At 44.9% G+C, this 18,173-nt stretch carries 15 protein-coding genes and 1 pseudogene; 15 read left to right on the forward strand and 1 reads right to left on the reverse strand.

All coding sequences use genetic code 11. From position 1 onward, the window contains the following. Positions 1-12: 12 nt before the first annotated feature. The 9 genes from FKZ59_RS04250 to pyrE all read left to right on the forward strand — a co-directional run bounded on the left by FKZ59_RS04250 (position 13) and on the right by pyrE (position 10,905). Complete coding sequence (locus FKZ59_RS04250) at positions 13-1,350, forward strand: solute carrier family 23 protein (protein ID WP_141601501.1); 1,338 nt, start codon at positions 13-15, stop codon at positions 1,348-1,350. Positions 1,351-1,463: 113 nt separating this feature from the next. Further along, positions 1,464-2,333 carry an aspartate carbamoyltransferase catalytic subunit gene (locus FKZ59_RS04255; RefSeq protein ID WP_141601502.1) on the forward strand — a complete coding sequence of 290 codons (870 nt, stop codon included), beginning with the start codon at positions 1,464-1,466 and terminating at the stop codon, positions 2,331-2,333. A gap of 2 nt (positions 2,334-2,335) precedes the next feature. After that, entirely contained in the window at positions 2,336-3,610 is a 1,275-nt protein-coding gene (locus FKZ59_RS04260) for a dihydroorotase (RefSeq protein WP_141601503.1), read from the forward strand. After that, positions 3,610-4,707: a carbamoyl phosphate synthase small subunit gene (locus FKZ59_RS04265; protein WP_141601504.1), complete on the forward strand. Its 1,098-nt coding sequence runs from the start codon at positions 3,610-3,612 to the stop codon at positions 4,705-4,707. The genes FKZ59_RS04260 and FKZ59_RS04265 overlap by 1 nt, the downstream gene beginning before the upstream one ends. Beyond that, the gene (carB, locus tag FKZ59_RS04270; RefSeq protein WP_141601505.1) at positions 4,700-7,897 is read left to right on the forward strand and encodes a carbamoyl-phosphate synthase large subunit; all 3,198 of its coding nucleotides are present in this window, start codon (positions 4,700-4,702) and stop codon (positions 7,895-7,897) included. The genes FKZ59_RS04265 and carB overlap by 8 nt, the downstream gene beginning before the upstream one ends. Beyond that, positions 7,894-8,667, forward strand: coding sequence for a dihydroorotate dehydrogenase electron transfer subunit (locus tag FKZ59_RS04275; RefSeq protein WP_141601506.1), 774 nt, complete (start codon positions 7,894-7,896; stop codon positions 8,665-8,667). The genes carB and FKZ59_RS04275 overlap by 4 nt, the downstream gene beginning before the upstream one ends. Beyond that, positions 8,664-9,578 (forward strand): dihydroorotate dehydrogenase, encoded by a 915-nt coding sequence (locus FKZ59_RS04280; RefSeq protein WP_141601507.1) that lies wholly within the window; start codon positions 8,664-8,666, stop codon positions 9,576-9,578. Before FKZ59_RS04275 ends, FKZ59_RS04280 begins: the two co-directional genes overlap by 4 nt. Continuing rightward, entirely contained in the window at positions 9,575-10,273 is a 699-nt protein-coding gene (gene pyrF / locus FKZ59_RS04285; protein ID WP_141601508.1) for an orotidine-5'-phosphate decarboxylase, read from the forward strand. Before FKZ59_RS04280 ends, pyrF begins: the two co-directional genes overlap by 4 nt. Then, positions 10,273-10,905: an orotate phosphoribosyltransferase gene (gene pyrE, locus FKZ59_RS04290; RefSeq protein ID WP_141601509.1), complete on the forward strand. Its 633-nt coding sequence runs from the start codon at positions 10,273-10,275 to the stop codon at positions 10,903-10,905. The genes pyrF and pyrE overlap by 1 nt, the downstream gene beginning before the upstream one ends. 141 nt (positions 10,906-11,046) lie before the next feature. Here pyrE and FKZ59_RS04295 read toward each other — a convergent pair whose 3' ends face one another. Continuing rightward, positions 11,047-12,732: an Rqc2 family fibronectin-binding protein gene (locus FKZ59_RS04295; RefSeq protein ID WP_141601510.1), complete on the reverse strand. Its 1,686-nt coding sequence runs from the start codon at positions 12,730-12,732 to the stop codon at positions 11,047-11,049. Between the two features lie 150 nt (positions 12,733-12,882). On the opposite strand from FKZ59_RS04295, the gene FKZ59_RS04300 reads away from it, so the two are divergent. The 6 genes and pseudogenes from FKZ59_RS04300 to def all read left to right on the forward strand — a co-directional run bounded on the left by FKZ59_RS04300 (position 12,883) and on the right by def (position 18,171). After that, complete coding sequence (locus tag FKZ59_RS04300) at positions 12,883-13,758, forward strand: YicC/YloC family endoribonuclease (RefSeq protein WP_141601511.1); 876 nt, start codon at positions 12,883-12,885, stop codon at positions 13,756-13,758. Between the two features lie 39 nt (positions 13,759-13,797). Further along, positions 13,798-14,415 carry a guanylate kinase gene (gene gmk, locus FKZ59_RS04305; RefSeq protein WP_141601627.1) on the forward strand — a complete coding sequence of 206 codons (618 nt, stop codon included), beginning with the start codon at positions 13,798-13,800 and terminating at the stop codon, positions 14,413-14,415. A 2-nt stretch (positions 14,416-14,417) separates the two neighbouring features. Then, on the forward strand, positions 14,418-14,618 hold the full coding sequence (gene rpoZ / locus FKZ59_RS04310) for a DNA-directed RNA polymerase subunit omega (protein ID WP_141601512.1): 201 nt from the start codon (positions 14,418-14,420) through the stop codon (positions 14,616-14,618). Positions 14,619-14,698: 80 nt separating this feature from the next. Beyond that, positions 14,699-15,244: pseudogene (coaBC, locus tag FKZ59_RS04315) on the forward strand (bifunctional phosphopantothenoylcysteine decarboxylase/phosphopantothenate--cysteine ligase CoaBC); the annotation flags it as partial. Between the two features lie 2 nt (positions 15,245-15,246). Then, positions 15,247-17,658, forward strand: coding sequence for a primosomal protein N' (gene priA, locus FKZ59_RS04320; protein ID WP_141601514.1), 2,412 nt, complete (start codon positions 15,247-15,249; stop codon positions 17,656-17,658). Between the two features lie 21 nt (positions 17,659-17,679). Beyond that, positions 17,680-18,171 (forward strand): peptide deformylase, encoded by a 492-nt coding sequence (gene def / locus FKZ59_RS04325; RefSeq protein WP_141601515.1) that lies wholly within the window; start codon positions 17,680-17,682, stop codon positions 18,169-18,171. Positions 18,172-18,173 lie beyond the last annotated feature (2 nt).

Genomic DNA, 18,173 nt, shown 5'->3' on the forward strand with positions numbered 1-18,173 from the left:
GAGGTTAACATCATGTCAAAGCAAGTCATCGATATACATGAAAAGCCGACTGGCGGACAGCTGGTCACATTAAGTTTTCAGCACATGTTTGCCATGTTCGGTTCCACCATTTTAGTACCGCAGCTTGTGGGATTGAGCCCCGCGATTGCGCTTTTGACGAGCGGAATTGCGACAATCATCTTTTTGCTTGTAACGCAATTTAAAGTGCCCGCTTACCTGGGTTCATCCTTTGCATTTATTACACCGATGCTGCTGGTATCCGGCGGGCTGGATCCGGAAGGCGCCGCCATCCATCCGGGAAACGCAATGATTGGTGCAATGGCGGTCGGTTTGGTTTATGCCATTGTTTCTTTGTTGATTTATAAAAGCGGCTACAAGTGGATCATGAGATTATTGCCGGCCGTTGTGGTAGGGCCTGTCATCATGGTCATCGGACTTGGACTTGCAGGTACGGCGGTCGACATGGCTATGAATATATCCGTTGAGCAAGTGAATCCTGATTCAGGTGAAACTGAACTGGTAAAACAATATAGCGGCAAGCATTTTTCGGCTGCTTTGGTCACTTTGTTTGCTGCAATCATTTTCAACGTATACTTCAAAAATATTTTAAGCGCGATGCCGATCCTTCTGGGACTGGTGGTTGGATACATATATTCCGCAATCATTGGTATCGTCGATTTTACAAAAGTGAAAGAAGCTTCATGGTTCGCTCTGCCGGACTTTTTAATCCCCGGCGTGGATTATGAGTTTCAAGTGACCTCCAATATTTTGCTTGCGATGGTGCCGGTCGTCATCGTAACGATTTCGGAACATATCGGTCATCAGCTGGTATTGGGGAAAATCGTTGAACGGAATTATATCAAAGATCCGGGATTGCACCGCTCCATCCTCGGTGACGGATTAGGAACATTTGTCAGCGCATTGATCGGCGGACCGCCAAAAACGACTTACGGCGAAAACATCGGGGTATTGGGAATTACGAAAGTATATTCCGTTTACGTCATCATGGGTGCGGCCGTTATCGCCATCCTGCTTTCATTCTTCGGAAAAGCAATGGCGCTTGTGCAAACAATCCCGACGTCCGTCTTGGGCGGCATCTCCATTCTGCTGTTCGGAATCATCGCTTCCAGCGGTCTGCGGATGATTGTTGAAAAAAAGGTGGATTTTAGCAAAAACCGCAACATGGTCATCGCCTCTGTCATTCTGGTTGTTGGAATCGGCGGTGCGGCAATCCGGTTCTCCGAAGCTTTTTCGATCGAAGGAATGGCACTTGCCGCGATTATCGGCGTATTCCTAAACTTGATCCTTCCGGGCAGAGAGAAAAATGCAGAAGAGTTTGAAGAAGAATAGAGCAATCCATCAATCCTTTAAGATTTGTCCAGTGAGGCAAAAAAGGGGTCGAATGGCAAGGGCATGCTTGCCATCCCTCCTAAGCCTTTAAACCATATTAGGAGGAAACAAAAATGAAAAATTTACTTTCAATGGAATATTTAACAAATGATGATGTAATGGCAATTTTAGAAAGGGCAAGAGAATTTGAAAACGGCGCGGAACCGAAGTTGAACCGCTCCTATTATGTTGCAAATCTGTTCTTTGAACCGAGTACCCGGACAAAAACAAGTTTCGAAATGGCGGAACGGAAAGTGGGATGCACAGTCATTCCGTTCGAAGCCGGTTTTTCCAGCATCCTGAAAGGGGAAACATTGTACGATACGGTAAAAACTTTGGAAATGATTGGCCTTGACGCGGTCGTAATCCGGGCGAAAGAAGAAGAGTATTATAATGAATTGCTTGAGGGGATCAATCTCTCCATCATCAACGCCGGTGACGGGACAGGGCAGCATCCTTCCCAAAGTTTATTGGACTTGTATACGATTTATAAAGAATTTGGACGGTTTGAAGGGTTGACAGTAACAATAGTTGGAGATATTGCCCATAGCCGTGTGGCGAAATCGAATGCCATTGCATTGCGACGATTGGGGGTAAATGTGAAATTCCTCTGTCCTCCGGAATGGGCTGGCGATTTTGAAGCACAGCATTCATGGAACGGCCTTTTAGAAGAAAGCGACGTCATCATGCTCTTGCGCATTCAACATGAACGGCACGATGTACATTTTTCAAAAGAAAATTATCATCAACAATACGGATTGACAATTGAACGCGAAAAACAAATGAAAGATCATGCCATCATCATGCATCCTGCTCCGGTCAACCGGGATGTGGAAATTGCTTCGGAATTAGTGGAATGTAAACGTTCAAGGATTTTCCATCAAATTCGCAACGGGGTATTTATCCGGATGGCAATTCTCGAAACCATTTTGAAGGGGAGATAAATGTGGCAACATTCATTGAAAATATCAAAATGTTAAATGAGCAAGGGGAACTGGTTGAAACAACCATCACGATCGATGAGGGAAAAATTATTGCCATTGGCGGGCAGAAGCCGGATGGAGCCCAAGTAATCGATGGCAATGGAAATTTTGTGGCTCCGGGATTTGTCGATGTGCATGTCCATTTGCGTGAACCCGGATTCGAGCATAAAGAAACGATTGCAACAGGCACCCGTTCTGCCGCAAGAGGCGGATTTACGACGATTTGTGCCATGCCAAATACAAAGCCTGTTCCTGATTCCGTGGAAAATCTCGAATATGTAAAGGATTTGATCAAAAAGAGCGCGGTTGTCCGAGTTCTTCCTTATGGCTCCCTTACAATGAATGAAGCCGGCGAAAAGCGCACCAATATCGCCGAATTAAAATCCCATGGCGCTGTCGCTTTTTCGGATGACGGGGTCGGCGTCCAACAGGCTTCGACGATGTATGAACAAATGAAAGATGCGGCAAAAGTCGGCGCAATCGTCGTTGCGCACTGTGAGGACAACTCATTGATTTATGGCGGTGTCATGCACGAAGGAAAACGCAATAAGGAGCTGGGGCTGCCTGGTATTCCAAGCGTTTGCGAATCGGTGCAAATCGCGCGGGATGTTTTGCTTGCAGAGGCTGCAGGCGCAAGATACCACGTTTGCCACGTTTCCACAAAAGAATCCGTCCGTACGGTAAGGGATGCGAAAAAAGCAGGCATCCGCGTGACGGCGGAAGTTTGTCCACATCACTTGCTTTTGGAAGAAATGGATATTCCGAGCGATGATGCAAACTGGAAAATGAATCCTCCATTGCGTTCTTCAGAGGACAAAAAAGCGCTTATCGAAGGATTGCTTGATGGCACAATCGATTGCATCGCAACGGATCACGCACCCCATACCCAGGAAGAAAAGTGCTGCGGCATGGTGGGGGCTCCGTTCGGAATTGTAGGGTTTGAGACAGCTTTTCCGCTTCTATATACAAATTTTGTCGAAACAGGCATTTTTACCTTGAAGCAATTAGTGGACTGGATGACGATCAAGCCGGCCGAAATCTTCGATCTGCCTTATGGAAAAATTGAGGTAGGAGCTTCCGCGGATTTGACGATCATTGATTTAAATAAAGAAAAAACCGTCGATGCAAATGAATTTTACTCAAAAGGCCGCAATACGCCTTTTAATGGATGGAAAGCAAAAGGCTGGCCGGTGATGACAATCTTCGAAGGAAATGTCGTATATAAGGAGGAAGAATAATGAAAAAGCGTCTCTTAATTTTGGAAGATGGGACAGTATTTCAAGGGGAAGCATTCGGCAGCGACCGGGCAAGCCAAGGAGAAGTTGTATTCACAACGGGGATGACCGGTTACCAGGAATCCATTACCGATCCTTCCTTCTATGGTCAAATTGTTACGTTCACTTATCCGTTAATCGGAAACTATGGAATCAACAGCGACGATTTTGAAGCAATCTCCCCTGTAATCCGCGGGGTTGTTGTAAGAGAATTGACGAAACTTCCTTCCAATTTCCGATCTGAAACAACATTGGATGAGTACCTGAAAGAACATGATATTCCTGGAATCGAAGGGATCGATACGCGGAAATTGACACGCATCATCCGTTCAAAAGGTGCGGTTCGCGCGATGTTGACTGCGGCGGGCGAGGAAGTGAATGTTGAAGAAATCGTGAATCAGTTGAAAGAAACTCCTTATCTGAGAGACCATGTAAAACATGTATCTACAAAAGTGCCGTTCCCTAGCCCAGGAAGAGGAAAACGGGTAGTGCTGATGGACTTTGGAATGAAAAACGGAATTTTGCGGGAATTGAATAAACGGGATTGTGATGTTCTAGTTGTTCCTTATAATACACCTGCCGAGAAAATCTTGAATTTCCATCCGGAAGGAATTTTATTATCCAATGGACCGGGGAATCCGTCGGATGTAACAGAAGCCATTGAAACATTGAAACAATTAATCGGAAAAGTTCCGATGTTCGGCATCTGTTTAGGACATCAATTGTTGGCGCTTGCTTGCGGAGCGAAAAGCCGCAAATTGCCATTTGGACACCGAGGCGCAAACCATCCGGTAAAAAATCTTCAAACCGGCATTGTGGAAATCACTTCACAAAACCATGGTTATGTCATCGACGAAAATTCATTGGAAGGTACGGATTTGGAAATTACGCATGTTTCATTGAATGATGGAACAATCGAGGGATTGCGACATAAAAAATACCCGGTCTTTTCTGTACAATTCCATCCGGAGGCTTCTCCTGGACCGGAAGATTCGAACTACTTATTCGACGAGTTTATCAAATTAATGGAACAAGCAGGGGAGGTAAAACAACATGCCTAAACGCACAGACATTGAGAGCATTCTAGTTATTGGTTCAGGTCCGATCGTCATTGGACAGGCTGCAGAATTCGATTATTCCGGAACGCAAGCTTGTCTTTCATTAAAAGAAGAAGGATATCGGGTGATTCTTATAAACTCAAACCCTGCAACGATTATGACAGATACCCAAATTGCGGACAAAGTATATATCGAACCGATTACGTTGGAGTTTGTTTCCCGAATCCTGCGCAAAGAAAGACCTGACGCCATTCTTCCTACACTAGGAGGGCAAACAGGTTTAAATATGGCGGTGGCTCTGCAAAAATCAGGCATTTTGGATGAATTGGGCATCGAAATTTTGGGTACAAAATTGGATGCGATCCATAAAGCGGAAGACCGTGAAATGTTCCGTCAATTGATGTTTGAATTGGGAGCCCCTGTTCCTGAATCTGATATTGTGCACAACCTGGATGAAGCGAAAGCGTTTGTTGAAAAAATCGGTTATCCGGTAATTGTCCGCCCTGCATTCACTCTTGGAGGTACAGGCGGCGGTATTTGCCATAACGAACAAGAGTTAGAAGAAATTGTAACAAGCGGCTTGAAGTACAGCCCGGTAAACCAATGTCTTCTTGAGAAGTCCATTGCGGGCTACAAAGAAATTGAATTTGAGGTAATGCGCGACTCAAAAGACAATGCCATCGTTGTCTGCAGCATGGAAAACGTTGACCCGGTCGGCATCCATACGGGGGATTCCATCGTCGTAGCGCCTGTCCAAACGCTGACTGACCGCGAATATCAAATGTTGAGAAACATCGCGCTGGATATTATCCGCGCATTAAAAATCGAAGGCGGATGCAACGTTCAGTTGGCCCTTGATCCGAACAGCTTCAATTATTATGTGATTGAAGTGAATCCTCGGGTATCCCGTTCATCTGCATTGGCATCAAAAGCAACCGGATATCCGATTGCGAAAATTGCCGCGAAAATCGCTGTCGGCTTGACATTGGATGAAATCAAAAACCCGGTAACCGGCACTACATATGCCGACTTTGAACCTTCCGTAGACTATGTGGTTGCCAAAATACCGCGTTGGCCGTTCGATAAATTCGAATCTGCAAAACGCAATTTGGGTACGCAAATGAAAGCTACAGGAGAAGTGATGGCTCTTGGACGCACGTTTGAAGAAGCGATTTTAAAAGCGGTGCGTTCCCTTGAAACTGGCCAATTCCACCTAGATTTGAAACATGCGGAGCAATATGATGATCACTGGGTGGAAAAACGCATCAGAAAAGCCGGCGACGAACGCCTCTTCTTCATTGCCGAAGCAATGCGCCGGGGCGTAAGTGTGGAACAAATCCATGAATGGTCCCAAATCGATTTATTCTTCTTATATAAATTGAAAAACATCATCGATATGGAAACGGTTTTGAAAGAAAACAAAGGAGATTTGGAAGTTCTAAGACAGGCAAAACGCATGGGCTTTTCCGATCCGAAAATCGCAGAGCTTTGGGATATGGATGCGGCGGAGGTTTATGAATTGCGCAAAGCGAACGGCATTGTGCCCGTATATAAAATGGTCGACACTTGCGCGGCAGAATTCGAATCCGCGACACCTTACTACTACGGAACGTATGAGGAAGAAAATGAATCCATCGTTTCCGATAAACCGTCCGTCATCGTTATTGGTTCAGGGCCAATCCGGATCGGGCAAGGTATCGAGTTCGACTATGCCACTGTGCATTCCGTTTGGGCGATCCAAGAGGCCGGCTATGAAGCGATTATTATCAACTCCAACCCTGAAACAGTTTCAACAGACTTCTCTATTTCCGATAAACTTTACTTTGAGCCTCTGACAATCGAAGATGTGATGCATATCATCGATTTGGAAAAACCGGTTGGGGTTGTCGTGCAATTCGGCGGGCAAACAGCCATCAATCTGGCAGACAAACTTGCAGCCCATGGAGTGAAAATTTTAGGCACATCCCTTGAAGATATCGACCGAGCTGAAAGCCGCGACTTGTTTGAACAAGCATTAAAAGAATTGGAAATTCCGCAACCTGAAGGGGATACGGCGGTTTCATTGGATGAAGCGCTGGAAATCGCAAAACGGATCGGCTTCCCGGTATTGGTACGCCCTTCATACGTACTTGGCGGCCGTGCAATGGAAATCGTTTATAACGAAGAAGAATTGAAGCATTATATGGAAAATGCGGTGGAAGCTTCTCCGGATCATCCGGTATTGATTGACCGCTACTTAACAGGAAAAGAAGTGGAAGTCGATGCCATTTCCGATGGCGAAAATGTGTTGATTCCTGGAATTATGGAACATATTGAACGCGCAGGGGTACACTCCGGCGACTCCATTTCCGTATATCCTCCTCAAAGCTTGACAAAAGAGCAAATCGATACGATTGTGGATTACACAACACGTTTGGCAAGAGGATTGAACATCGTTGGACTTATGAACATCCAATACGTCATTTCTGACGGAAATGTCTATGTAATTGAAGTAAACCCTCGCGCATCAAGAACGGTGCCATTCTTGAGCAAGATTACAAACATTCCGATGGCGAATGTCGCAACAAAAGTGATTTTGGGCCAATCCATTGTGGATCAAGGCTACCAAACAGGCCTTGTCGAAGAGAAAAAAGGCGTATATGTGAAAGTGCCGGTATTCAGCTTCGCAAAACTTCGCCGCGTCGATATCACCCTTGGCCCTGAAATGAAATCCACAGGGGAAGTCATGGGTAAAGATGTGACTTTGGAAAAAGCGTTATATAAAGGTCTGGTTGCATCCGGCATTGAAATCAAACCATTCGGAACCGTTTTGTTCACTGTAGCGGATAAAGATAAAGAAGAAGCGGTAGGCATTGCCAAACGCTTCCAGACTGTCGGATACCGCATCATGGCAACGGAAGGAACAGCGAAAAAATTTGCAGAGGCCGGCATCCGGGCAGAAGTTGTAGAAAAAATCGGCGGCAAAGGAAAAACATTGGTGGATGTCATCCAAAATGGAGAAGTGCAAGTGGTGATCAATACATTGACGAAAGGAAAACAGCCTGCGCGCGACGGTTTCCGCATCCGCCGGGAAACAGTGGAAAATGGAATTCCTTGCTTGACATCCCTCGATACAGCAAATGCTTTGATTACAGTCATTGAATCAATGACATTCGCCATTGAAGAAATGCCAAAATCGGAGGTATACTCATGATCCAGCAAGAACGCATGACTGTCGTTCGTCAGAGGGAGATTGCGAAAAATATTTTCGAAATGACTTTGCAAGGACAAATTGTTCAGGAGATGACTCCTGGACAATTTGTTCATATACGGGTTTCGAATTTATTGGATCCGCTTCTTCGGCGCCCTATCAGCATTGCCAGCATACAAAAGGATTCGAATGAATTTACGGTTATTTATCGTGTCCAAGGCAGAGGAACGAATGTTTTATCCCAAAAGCAAATTGGAGATGAAGTCGATGTATTAGGTCCTCTGGGCAATGGGTTCCCGGTTGATGCTGTTCAGGAGGGACAAACGGCCCTGCTTGTCGGCGGCGGCATCGGTGTTCCCCCCCTTTACGAACTTTCAAAGCAGTTAAATGACCGCGGCGTCCGCACCATCCACGTATTCGGTTTTCAAACGGAAGAGGCGTGCTTTTATGAGGAGGAATTTACAAAGTTAGGCGAAACGTATTACGTCACGAATGACGGTTCCAAAGGATTCAAAGGGTTCGTGACGGATTTGTTGAATGAATTGAAGCCGGATTTTGATGTCTTTTATTCTTGCGGGCCCCTTCCAATGTTAAGAGCCCTCTCGTCCATGTATGAAAATAAAAAGGGATATTTGTCACTTGAAGAACGGATGGGCTGCGGCATCGGCGCATGTTTTGCATGCATTTGCAGAACCGAGGAAGGACAAGAGAAAGACTATGTAAAAATTTGTTCAGATGGCCCTGTATTCGAGAAAGGGGTTGTGAAAATATGAATCGGCTGGATATCCAACTCCCAGGTTTAGATTTGAAAAATCCCATCATGCCTGCTTCCGGATGCTTCGGATTTGGCCGCGAATTTGCCCAATTGTACGATTTATCGAAGTTGGGCGCCATCATGATCAAGGCGACGACCGTGAAACCGCGCCTCGGCAATCCGACTCCGCGGGTAGCGGAAACTCCCGCAGGGATGTTGAATGCCATCGGTCTTCAAAATCCGGGGCTAGAGAAAGTCATGGCAGAGGAATTGCCATGGTTGGAGCGGTATGATGTGCCGATTATTGCCAATGTTGCAGGTTCAACGACAGAGGATTATGTGGAAGTTGCCCGCCGCATATCAACAGCCCCAAATGTAAAAGCATTGGAATTAAATATTTCCTGTCCAAACGTCAAGCAGGGGGGCATTACCTTTGGAACGGATCCGGTGGTTGCCCGGGAGCTTGTTGAGCAGGTGAAGGCGGTTTCGAAAGTCCCTGTATATGTGAAACTGTCGCCGAACGTGACAAATATTGTGGAAATGGCACAGGCAGTCGAAATTGGCGGAGCCGACGGAATTACCATGATCAATACATTAATCGGCATGCGATTGGACGAAAAAACCGGCAAACCATTAATTGCCAATGTGACGGGAGGATTATCCGGTCCGGCCGTTAAACCGATTGCCATCCGAATGGTTTATGAAGTGTATAAAGAAGTGGATATTCCGATTATCGGAATGGGGGGCGTATCTTGCGTCCAAGATGTCATCGATTTCATGTCCGCCGGTGCATCCGCGGTGGCAGTGGGAACGATGAACTTTGTCGATCCGTTCATCTGCCCGAAACTGATTGATGAATTGCCGGCAAAATTGGACGAACTTGGAGTGAAACATATTAAAGAAATTATCGGAAGGAGCCACCGCCCATGACAAAACCGATTATCGCCTTAGATTTTCCGGGTGAACAAGAGGTTTTTCGATTCTTGAACCATTTTGATGAGAAACTGTTTGTAAAAGTGGGAATGGAGCTTTTTTATCAGGAAGGTCCCGATATTGTGCGAAAAATAAAAGCGATGGGGCATGACATTTTCCTGGATTTAAAACTCCATGATATTCCCAATACGGTGAAATCCGCAATGAAAGGGCTCGCCCGTCTGGGGGTGGATTTGGTCAATGTCCATGCGGCAGGAGGCAAGCGCATGATGGAAGCGGCCCTCGAAGGTCTGGAAGAGGGAAGTACCGGGAAAAGGCCGATGCTGATTGCGGTGACCCAATTGACATCGACGACCGAAGAACAAATGCAAAAGGAACAACGGATTCCTTTAACCTTGCTGGAGTCGGTATTGCATTATGCAGAACTGACAAAAGAAGCGGGACTGGATGGCGTTGTGTGCTCGGTCCATGAAGCGAAACAGATTGCAGAACGCTGCGGGGACTCCTTCATCCGGGTGACCCCGGGAATCCGTTTGCCAGGAGGGGACGTCCATGATCAAAAACGGGTGGCGACTCCGGATTTTGCCCGGAAGAACGGTTCCACTTACATTGTGGTCGGACGCGCGGTGACAAAAGCGGAAAATGTTGTGGAAGCCTATAAAGAAGTATGTCGACTTTGGGAGGGACAATAATGGCGATTGAAAAAGAAATTGCTCAAATTATGCTGAAAGTCGGTGCGGTTGAATTAAATCCGAACGAATTATTTACTTGGGCAAGCGGAATCAAATCACCGATCTATTGCGATACTCGATTGACGATCTCCTATCCGGAAGCAAGAAAACAAATTGCGAAAGGTTTGGCGGAGAAAATCAAGGAACATTTTCCTGAGACTGAGGTGGTTGCCGGTACGGCGACGGCAGGAATCCCCCATGCCGCCTGGGTGAGCGACCTGCTGCAACTTCCTATGGTGTATGTGCGCTCTAAGCCTAAAGATCATGGTCGGGGCAATCAAATCGAAGGAAAAATTGAGCCGGGCCAAAAAGTGGTCGTGGTGGAAGACATCATTTCCACAGGAGGTTCGTCCCTCACGGCAGTGAATGCGTTGAGAGAAGCCGGATGTGAAGTGGTCGGAGTTGTATGTGTATATACATACAATTTGCCAAAAGCGGAAGAAGCTTTTGAAAATGCGGGCGTGAAATATGTCAGCTTGACAAACTTCGATTATTTAATTGAAGCGGCTGAAGAATCAGGCGCCATCAAAGCCGAAGATATCCCGTTCTTGAAAAATTGGCACGAAGATTTGAAAGCGGGAAGATTGCAATAAAAAAATCTCCTGAATCCTGAATGATTCAGGAGATTTTTTTTGCAAAAATCCCGGTAACCTTTCCGGAAGTGACGCTTTCATATAGAGGAAATCGGCAAAGCGGCATTTCCATCTGCAAACCGGGATTTCCGTTCCATTTAATCATTCTTTTTTCTTTAATTTCAAGACAACTTCTTCATCCGGCGTGACGTAGAGAGTTTTTTGTTCAAAATAAATGACGAAGCCCGGTTTTGCGCCATTCGGTTTTTTGACATGGCGGATTTGGGTATAGTCTACAGGGACGGAAGAAGAATTTCTTGCTTTACTGAAATAGGCGCTTAAGATGGCCGCTTCTTTCAAGGTCGTGTCGTCCGGATTGCCGGAATGAATGACGACATGGGAACCGGGAATGTTTTTTGTATGAAGCCAAATATCACTCTTTTTTGCCAGTTTAAATGTTAAGTAGTCGTTCTGTTTGTTGTTTTTGCCGACGGAAATCGGGATGCCTGTGGATGAAATGAATGTTTCCGGCGATGGTTTTGTTTGCTTGTGATTTTTTTGTTTTTTGTTCCGTTTTTTCAAATACCCTTGTTCGGCAAGTTCTTCCCTGATTTCTTCGATATCGGCCGGACTTGCCTGCTGAACCTGGTTTAACAGCATTTCGAAATATTCAATTTCTTCATTGGTTTTCTCGATTTGTTCGTTCACCCGGATCAGTGCGTTTTTCGCCTTGTTATATTTTGTATAGTAGCTTTGGGCGTTTTCGATCGGGGTTTTCCTTTCATCGAGCGGTATTGTCATTTCTTCATTATTGTAGTAATTTGTTACGGTCACTTCTTTCATTCCCTTGCGCAATTGATATAAATTGGCCATCAGTAGTTCGCCATATAATTGGTATTGGTCCCGTTTCGAAGCTTCATCCAAATCTTTATGTAATTTCTTCAATTTCGTTTTCAGTTTGTTGATTTCGTTATGCAGGAAGCGTTCCAAATCTCCCGCCTGCTGTTTTACCCGGTCCCGTTCCGCCCGGGCGTAAAACACCCGGTCGAGAAGGGAGCTCAGGTCCTCAAAATGTACCGTTTTTCCCGTCAAATGCGTAATGGCAGCCGATGAAAAATAAGGCTTGCCTTCCGCTTCCAAATATGTAGGGTTTGCGCCTGTTGTCACTTCTTTGATGAAAGAGCGGTATGCCTCCAACTTTTGGCCTTCCTTCATCCTATGCAATAATTCTTTTGCATGGAAAGGAGAAAATCCGGCAAAATGGGCCACCACCTCCCGCGGTGTTTTTTCGGACGAGAAGAATGCTTCAACTACTTCATCCGGCACGGTTTCCGGATTTACTTTATTCTGCACGGGCGGATGAATATATTCAACCCCGGGAAGCACCGTCCGGTAACTATTTACAGAAGGCGGCAAGTGTTTTAAACCATCGATGATTTTATTGGTTTCACCGTCAACCAAAATCAAATTGCTGTGTTTTCCCATTATTTCAATGATCAATTTTCGTCCGACCAAATCGCCGATTTCATTTTTGCTTTCAATATGAAAAGTGATGACCCGCTCGAAACTGTCATTTTCAATGCGGGTAATAATGCCGCCTTCAATGTGCTTTCTCAAAAGCATACAGAACATCGGCGGTTCCTGCGGATTTTCAATCGCTTCTTTTGTTATGTGAACCCGGGCATAAGATGGGTGAATGGAGAATAACAGTTTTTCCGTTTTCCCCTTTGCGCGGATTTGCAGCACCACTTCCATCGCGTTTGGCTGATGAACTTTCGAAATACGGCCGGTTTCAAGTTTTTTCAGTTCATTGATGATTGCAACTGTAAATAATCCATCAAATGCCATACTGCTTCCTCTTTTCTAATACATTGATGTACATTATTTTATCATTTTTCTGCCAAAGTGCATTGATTCTATACAAATAATGATTCAAGCGTTATAATTTTCTAATCATGTGTTATAATTGGAGCATAGCATAGAAAGGTGTGACGAACCTTGGTGCGTAGCATGACTGGTTTTGGCAGAGGTGTCACAACCACGAATGATTATCAACTGACTGTTGAAATCCGCTCGGTAAACCACCGATTTTTAGAAATCTATACGAAGTTTCCAAAAGAGTGGCTGGAGTTGGAACTCGTTGCCAAAAAAATTATTTCCCAGTATGTAAAGCGCGGGAAATTTGATTGTTTAATAAATTTAAAGTTAACCGGCGAAGAAGTAAAAGATTTTAAAATTAACTGGCCTCTGATCGAAGCCTACAAAAATGCGAAAAATGAACTTCGCCAAGTTCTTCCGATGGATGAACAATATTCGATGCAGGAAGTCCTTTCATTGGAAGGGGCCCTGATTTATGAAAAGAAGGAACTGACTCCCGAAGAACTCGCTTCAAGCATGGAACAAGCCGTCCGTGAAGCGATGGAAAAATTGGTGGAAATGAGGAAGCGGGAAGGGCAGGAATTGAAGCAAGTGTTGTTGCAATATAACGAGGAGCTAAAACAACAGGTGAAGTTTATCCGGGATCATTCACAGGATGCCGTAAAAAAATATAGGGAAAAACTGAAGGAACGTTTGGCGGAAATTGTGAATGCGGAAGAATTGGATGACCGGATTCTTGCTGAAGTTGCCCTTTTCGCTGAACGGATTGATATATCGGAGGAACTGGACCGGTTGGAAAGTCACTTTCAGCAATTAAAAGAAACGTTGGAGGAAGAAAATTCCATCGGCCGGAAATTGGATTTCCTCATGCAGGAAATGTTAAGAGAGATTAATACGATCGGATCAAAAAATCAATCAGTCATCATTTCACCGGTCGTTGTACAATCAAAAACGATATTAGAAAAAATGAGAGAACAAGTTCAAAATATTGAATAATCGTGGAAAAGTAGCATTAAGGAGAGTAGTATGGGAACAATGGAAAAAGAGCGCGGATTATTAATTGTTCTTTCCGGCCCTTCCGGTGTCGGCAAAGGGACGGTAAGAAAAGAGCTTTTTAAACAGCCGAATACAAATTATGAATATTCCATTTCAGTGACAACCCGAAAACCCCGGGAAGGCGAAGTGGATGGGGTCGATTATTTTTTTGTGAGCAGGGAAGAATTTGAGAAAATGATCAAAGAGGGAAAGCTGCTTGAATATGCCGAATTTGTCGGAAACTATTATGGCACTCCCCTCGATTATGTAAATTCCACATTGGATGCCGGACGCGATGTATTTTTGGAAATCGAAGTTCAAGGCGCGGCCCAAATCCGCGAAAAAGTTCCTGAAGCTCTTTTCATTTTTCTAGCTCCACCCAGCCTGTCGGAGTTGGAAAGACGATTAATAGAACGCGGTACAGAGTCGGAAGATGTGATCAAACAGCGAATCGAAACAGCCAAAGAAGAGCTGGAAATGATGAAATTGTATGATTATGTTGTAGAAAACGACGAAATTCAAAAAGCGTGCGAAAAAATAAATGCCATTATTATGGCGGAACATTGCCGACGTGAGCGGGTTGAAAAAAGATATCTATCCATGTTGAAAGGAGAATGAATATGCTCTATCCTTCTATTGATGTATTAAAGGAAAAAGTGGATTCCAAATATACTTTGGTTACGATAGCGGCAAAACGTGCCCGTGAAATTCAGGAATTTGGAAACTTGAAATTAAGCGAGTATAAATCTTTGAAACCGGTTGGAAAAGCATTGGAAGAAATTGCTGCAGGTGTCATCCAGATTGAAAATGAAGAAAAATAGCAGACAAGTTGATTAAAGTAACTACGAACAGCTCCCGGAGAACTTTCTTTGGGAGCTTATCCTTTGAAAGGGTGAAAATGATGAAACGAAACATTTTACTTGGCGTCAGCGGCGGCATAGCAGTTTATAAAGCGGTTGCATTAGTCAGCAAATTAACCCAGGCGGGATTTAATGTGAAAGTCATCATGACCGAATCCGCGATGAAATTTGTAACCCCTCTATCTTTTCAAGTGATGTCCAAAAACGATGTGTATATTGATACATTTGACGAAAAAGATCCAAGCACCATCGCCCATATCGAATTGGCGGACTGGGCGGATCTGATCATTGTTGCTCCGGCGACAGCCAATATTATTGGGAAACTGGCAAACGGCATCGCGGATGATATGCTCACAACCACTCTGCTTGCCGCGACATGTCCCGTATGGATTGCACCGGCCATGAATGTTCATATGTATGACCATCCTGCTGTAAAACGCAATATCGCCCGGCTCTATGAAGACGGCTATGGTTTTATTGAACCGTCCGAGGGGTACCTGGCATGTGGATACGTTGGGAAAGGCCGCTTGGAAGAACCTGAAAAAATTACGGAATTAGTCATTCACTTTTTTGAAAGCGAAGGGAAACAATGAAAATTGCAGAAGTGATCGTGGACGTATCCGCATACCCTGTCGATCGGCCTTTTGACTATCTAATTCCTGATGAGATGGAAGAATTGATTGAATGCGGATGCCGGGTAAAAGTTCCATTTGGTGCGCGAAATATTCTTGGCTTTGTCGTGGGGATCAAAAATGATACGGATGTGCCGCCGGATAAATTGAAACCCGTTTCCTCATTGCTTGATATTGAACCGGTATTAACGAAAGAAATGATGGAATTGGCAAAATGGATGAAAAATGAAACGATTTCCTACGAAATTGATTGTCTGCAAGTGATGATTCCATCGGCGTTAAGGGCAAAATATGAAAAAATGGTCGTTCTGGAGACCGATGCCGAAAATTTGGAAGAACCGCTGCGCACAGTCTTTCGGCGGACGACAAAAGCGAATTATAAAGAGCTTGAAAAACAAAATTTATTGATTCCTTTGAAGAAAGCGTTAAAGGAGAAATGGGTTTCCATTGAAACTGTTGTCAAACAAAAAGGAACGATCAAGGAGATCCGCAAAGTAAAAATTTCCGAAGACAAAGATTTTCTTCAAAAGGTTTATGAAAACCTGTCAAACCGTGCGAAAAAACAAAAACAGCTGCTTTTATGGATGCAGCAGCATGCGGGGGAAATCATCGAACCGGAAGTGATTTATCGCAAAACCGATAGTTCCCCGCAAGTGCTGCAAGCGGTCATCGGGCACGGTGCGGCCGAATTTGTTATGGAAGAAGTCTATCGCAATCCATTTAAAAAGGATGTCGGGAAAACAGACTTTTTTACGCTGACAGAGGAGCAGGAAAAAGCCCTGCAGCCCATTGTGGATGCGATGGACAACCATTCCCCCGAAACCTTTTTGTTGCATGGCGTGACGGGAAGCGGGAAAACGGAAGTGTACTTGCAGGCCATCCAGCATTGCATCCAGCAAGGGAAAGAAGCTATTGTCCTTGTGCCGGAAATTTCCCTGACCCCACAAATGACAAACCGTTTCCGTTCAAGATTTGGCGAGCTTGTCGCGGTAATGCACAGCGGGCTTTCCATCGGAGAAAAGTTCGATGAATGGCGGAAAGTCCACCATCGGAAAGTGAAGGTGGTCGTTGGTGCCCGTTCGGCCGTTTTTGCCCCTTTTGAGAATGTCGGGCTGATCATCATTGATGAGGAGCATGAAACTTCTTATAAGCAGGAGGATTCCCCTAGATACCATGCAAGGGATGTGGCCATCTGGAGAAGCAAATATCATCGTTGCCCGGTGATTTTGGGCAGCGCCACTCCAAGTTTGGAATCCTATGCCAGGGCCAGAAAGAACGTTTATAAATTATTGACGCTGAAGGAAAGGGCGTTGAAACAATCCCTTCCTTCGGTGGAAATTGTGGATATGCGGAAAGAATTGAAAAAGGGAAACCGTACCATGTTTTCCGAAAAATTGGCCGAGGCGATCCGCGGGCGGTTGGAAAAGAATGAACAAATTGTTCTGTTCCTCAACCGGAGAGGCTACTCCTCCTTTGTGCTGTGCCGGGACTGCGGAACGGTGATGCAGTGTGAAAATTGCGATATTTCCTTGACCTATCATCGGTATAACGAGAAGCTGAAATGCCATTATTGCGGTTATGAGCAGCCGGTTCCCGCAATTTGTCCACTATGCGGAAGCGACCATATACGGTATTTTGGCACCGGCACTCAGAAAGTGGAAGAGGAATTGACAAAACTTTTTCCGGGTGCGAGGGTACTCCGGATGGATGTTGATACGACCAAACGGAAAGGCGCCCATGAACGGATTTTGGAGGATTTTGGAGCAGGCAAGGCGGATATTTTGCTTGGAACCCAAATGATCGCAAAAGGATTGGATTTTCCGAACATCACCCTTGTCGGCGTGTTAAGCGCGGATACTTCTTTGCATTTGCCCGATTTCCGCGCGGCGGAACGCACCTTTCAGCTGTTGACCCAAGTCAGCGGCCGGGCGGGGAGGGCGGAAAAACCCGGGGAAGTCATTATTCAGACATACTCACCGGAACATTATGCCATCCAATTTGCAAAAGCTCAGCAATATGAACCTTTTTATGAGAGGGAAATGCTGATGCGCCATGAAGCGGATTATCCGCCATATTATTATATTGCCCTCGTTCAAGTTTCCCATGAAGATTTGCTCGTGTCTGCGGAATACGCAAAAAAGTGCGCCGATTATCTTCGTTCCCGGCTGTCATTCAATGCCTCCATTATCGGGCCGACGACGGCAGGCATTGTCCGTCTGCAAAATAGATATCGCTATCAATGTCTGATAAAATACAAAATAGAACCAAATTTAATTCCAACTTTTTTACAATTAATGAAAATTTATCGAACTGACTGGATGAAAAAGGGAATTACTTTAACAATCGATTTGAATCCAACAATGATATAGATATATAGAAAGAGGTTAACCATGATCAGAGAAATTGTGAAACACCCCGCGAAGATATTGTCGCAGCCCTGCGAAGAAGTGACGGAAATCAATGAGGAAATCATTGCCTTATTGGATGATATGTATGAAACGATGACGGAATATGACGGAATGGGCCTTGCCGCCCCTCAAGTGAATGTTCCGCTCCGCATTGCCATCGCTGAGCTGGGGGAAGAACGCACATTAATTGAAATGATTAATCCGACGGTGATTGAAACAGAGGGGTCTTCCGTAGATATTGAAGGCTGTTTGAGTTTTCCTGGTCTTTACGGAGAAGTGGAAAGGCCTTCCTATGTCAAAATTGAAGCCTATGATCGATACGGACGAATTTACCAGTTGGAAGCGGAGGATTATGACGCCCGCTGCATTTTGCATGAAATCGATCACTTAGATGGAATCTTATTCAATTCTAAAATTATCCGTGCTTATGCAGAAGAAGAATTGGAAGAGATGCTTGAGGAGGAGGAAGAATAAAT

Origin of the sequence: Ureibacillus terrenus, from assembly GCF_006569205.1 — a bacterium.
Taxonomy (GTDB): Bacteria; Bacillota; Bacilli; order Bacillales_A; family Planococcaceae; genus Ureibacillus; species Ureibacillus terrenus.

Coding starts and splice junctions, on each gene's coding strand:
- FKZ59_RS04250 (WP_141601501.1), top strand. CDS start 13: ATGTCAAAGCAAGTCATCGATATACATGAAAAGCCGACTGGCGGACAG.
- FKZ59_RS04255 (WP_141601502.1), top strand. CDS start 1,464: ATGAAAAATTTACTTTCAATGGAATATTTAACAAATGATGATGTAATG.
- FKZ59_RS04265 (WP_141601504.1), top strand. CDS start 3,610: ATGAAAAAGCGTCTCTTAATTTTGGAAGATGGGACAGTATTTCAAGGG.
- carB (WP_141601505.1), top strand. CDS start 4,700: ATGCCTAAACGCACAGACATTGAGAGCATTCTAGTTATTGGTTCAGGT.
- FKZ59_RS04275 (WP_141601506.1), top strand. CDS start 7,894: ATGATCCAGCAAGAACGCATGACTGTCGTTCGTCAGAGGGAGATTGCG.
- FKZ59_RS04280 (WP_141601507.1), top strand. CDS start 8,664: ATGAATCGGCTGGATATCCAACTCCCAGGTTTAGATTTGAAAAATCCC.
- pyrF (WP_141601508.1), top strand. CDS start 9,575: ATGACAAAACCGATTATCGCCTTAGATTTTCCGGGTGAACAAGAGGTT.
- pyrE (WP_141601509.1), top strand. CDS start 10,273: ATGGCGATTGAAAAAGAAATTGCTCAAATTATGCTGAAAGTCGGTGCG.
- FKZ59_RS04295 (WP_141601510.1), bottom strand. CDS start 12,732: ATGGCATTTGATGGATTATTTACAGTTGCAATCATCAATGAACTGAAA.
- gmk (WP_141601627.1), top strand. CDS start 13,798: ATGGAAAAAGAGCGCGGATTATTAATTGTTCTTTCCGGCCCTTCCGGT.
- rpoZ (WP_141601512.1), top strand. CDS start 14,418: ATGCTCTATCCTTCTATTGATGTATTAAAGGAAAAAGTGGATTCCAAA.
- priA (WP_141601514.1), top strand. CDS start 15,247: ATGAAAATTGCAGAAGTGATCGTGGACGTATCCGCATACCCTGTCGAT.
- def (WP_141601515.1), top strand. CDS start 17,680: ATGATCAGAGAAATTGTGAAACACCCCGCGAAGATATTGTCGCAGCCC.